Origin of the sequence: Halanaerobium congolense (assembly GCF_004366375.1) — a bacterium.
Taxonomy (GTDB): Bacteria; Bacillota; Halanaerobiia; order Halanaerobiales; family Halanaerobiaceae; genus Halanaerobium; species Halanaerobium congolense.
This window is the reverse complement of the sequence record NZ_SOEF01000078.1, coordinates 1-2074: the sequence shown is the minus strand read 5'-3', so window position 1 is coordinate 2074 and position 2074 is coordinate 1. Positions and strand designations below refer to the sequence as shown.

Here is a 2074-nt window from a genome sequence, read left to right as displayed (position 1 = left end):
TTGACGCTCCTCGGGGCAAGCCCACGAGGATTCCTTATTCATAGAACCTAGCCTTTTTACAGTTAATCTCACAAATCTTTCTTTTGTAGCAGATAGATAGATTTGCGTTAGCACATTGAGTGCGTCACAAGATTAAGTGTGAACTGGTCTTACAAGTTCTCCAAAGGCTTAAATTTCCGTACGCCCTACGGTATGAAATCTATCTACTAGCTAACTGCAGCTCTAAACCCTGCTGCAATATGTTCTTACTAGCATTTATATCTCTATCGTGAATTGAATGACACTTCGGACATTCCCATTCACGAATACTTAAATCTTTAACCTCTTTATTTTGATATCCACATTCACTACAAAGTTGACTTGAAGGGAAGAATGTATCAATTTTGATTAAATCTCTCCCATACCATTCTGCTTTATATTCTATATATTCAACAAATTTACTCCAGCTAACATCAGATATTGATTTAGCTAAATTAGAATTTTTAAGCATATTCTTAACTTTTAAACTTTCAACTACTATTGTTTGGTTTTCACGGATTAATTTAGTCGAAAGTTTATGTAAGAAGTCTTTTCTAATATTAGCTATTTTTTCGTGTACTCTAGCTAATTTATTCTTTACTTTATACCAATTATTTGAGCCTTCTTCTTTTTTAGCAAGTCTTTTATTTAATCTAGCAATCCTTTTTTCATATTTGGACAGAGTTCTAGGATTAGAAACTACTTCACCATTAGAAGTAATTAAAAAATTTTTTAAACCTAAATCTATACCAATAGCTTTATTTTTTTGAGGTAATTCTTTTATTTCTTCTTGAACACATATAGAAATATAGTATTTCTGAGCTTTTGATTTTCTAATAGTTACATTTTTAATTTTACCTGTAACTTCTCTAGATTTTCTAAATTTCACCCAACCAAGTTTGGGTAGCTTAATCTTATTATTTTTTATCTCAATGCTTTCAGTTCCATTAGAACGCTTAAAATATTGAGTTCTATAAGATTGTTTATTATTCTTTTTAGACTTGAATTTAGGAAACCCAGCTAAACCTTTAAAGAAACGCTTAAATGCTTTATCTAAATCTTTTAGAGATTGTTGTAAAGAAATGCTATCAACTTCTCTTAACCAATTATATTTTTGCTTTAGTTTAGGTAATTGTGCAGCAAATTTAGAATATGATAAGTATTTATCGTCTTTAGATTGAGCTAGGAAGTGGTTAAACACAAACCGAACACAACCTATATTTTTATTAATTAATTCTTCTTGCTCTTTATTGGGTATAATTCTAAAACTATATGCTTTATCAACAATTTTAGTCTGCATAATTCCACCTCCTAATTAGATTTTTGATTTTGAATGTATCTCTTAATAGTATGAGAGCTTACATTTCCTATTGTGCTTACAAAGTAGCCTTTACTCCAAAGCGAACCACAACGAGCATAGAATTTCTTTAGTTTTGGATATTCTTTAAATAGCTTTATTGCAGAAATGCTTTTTAAAGTTCTAACTATGTCAGTAGGTGCTGCTGTTGGTTTGGCTGATAGAAAAATGTGTATATGGTCTGGCATTACTTCTAATTCTAAAATTTCATATTGATATTTATTGCATACCTTAGCAAGAATATTTTTTAATGATTGTTCTATATCTCCTTTTATGACTTCAAATCTAAATTTAGGACACCATACAAGATGATATTGTACTAAGTATCTACAATGACTTAAACTTTTGTAATCGTTACTCATCGCTATCTAACTCATATTTTTCTTGTATAGCTCTACGCATTAGGTCTAAATAAGTCAATGTAGATTCTTCTTCAACAGAGTATATTCTTGCTAAATTTTCAAGTTCGTCTTTCCAATTCTCGGGAATAGAAATATTAATTTGAACATTTTTCATTAGTTACCCCTCCTTACATATATATCATATCATAGTAGATTATATATGTAAATAGAAAAAAGTAGTTTTATAGAAAATTGGGAGGATATTATATTTTTTAAGAAATATTTAATTGCATTAAAAGATATCGGCATTCATCCAGAGGGCAAGCCCATCTGGTTTTCTGTCGATAAAATCTATAAC

Annotated in this window: 3 protein-coding genes; all 3 read right to left on the bottom strand. The window is 29.6% G+C overall.

Features of this window, described 5'->3' with window-relative positions; translation table 11 throughout:
• Positions 1-199 precede the first annotated feature (199 nt).
• From tnpB to C7954_RS13775, 3 genes are read right to left on the bottom strand one after another with little or no spacing between them, the layout of a single operon-like run.
• Positions 200-1318: an IS200/IS605 family element RNA-guided endonuclease TnpB gene (gene tnpB / locus C7954_RS13465; protein WP_108076431.1), complete on the bottom strand. Its 1119-nt coding sequence runs from the start codon at positions 1316-1318 to the stop codon at positions 200-202.
• An 11-nt stretch (positions 1319-1329) separates the two neighbouring features.
• Complete coding sequence (gene tnpA / locus C7954_RS13460; protein ID WP_089717738.1) at positions 1330-1737, bottom strand: IS200/IS605 family transposase; 408 nt, start codon at positions 1735-1737, stop codon at positions 1330-1332.
• Positions 1730-1891: a hypothetical protein gene (locus C7954_RS13775; protein WP_166635247.1), complete on the bottom strand. Its 162-nt coding sequence runs from the start codon at positions 1889-1891 to the stop codon at positions 1730-1732. The genes tnpA and C7954_RS13775 overlap by 8 nt, the downstream gene beginning before the upstream one ends.
• Positions 1892-2074: the final 183 nt, after the last annotated feature.

Coding starts and splice junctions, on each gene's coding strand:
- C7954_RS13775 (WP_166635247.1), bottom strand. CDS start 1,891: ATGAAAAATGTTCAAATTAATATTTCTATTCCCGAGAATTGGAAAGAC.
- tnpB (WP_108076431.1), bottom strand. CDS start 1,318: ATGCAGACTAAAATTGTTGATAAAGCATATAGTTTTAGAATTATACCC.
- tnpA (WP_089717738.1), bottom strand. CDS start 1,737: ATGAGTAACGATTACAAAAGTTTAAGTCATTGTAGATACTTAGTACAA.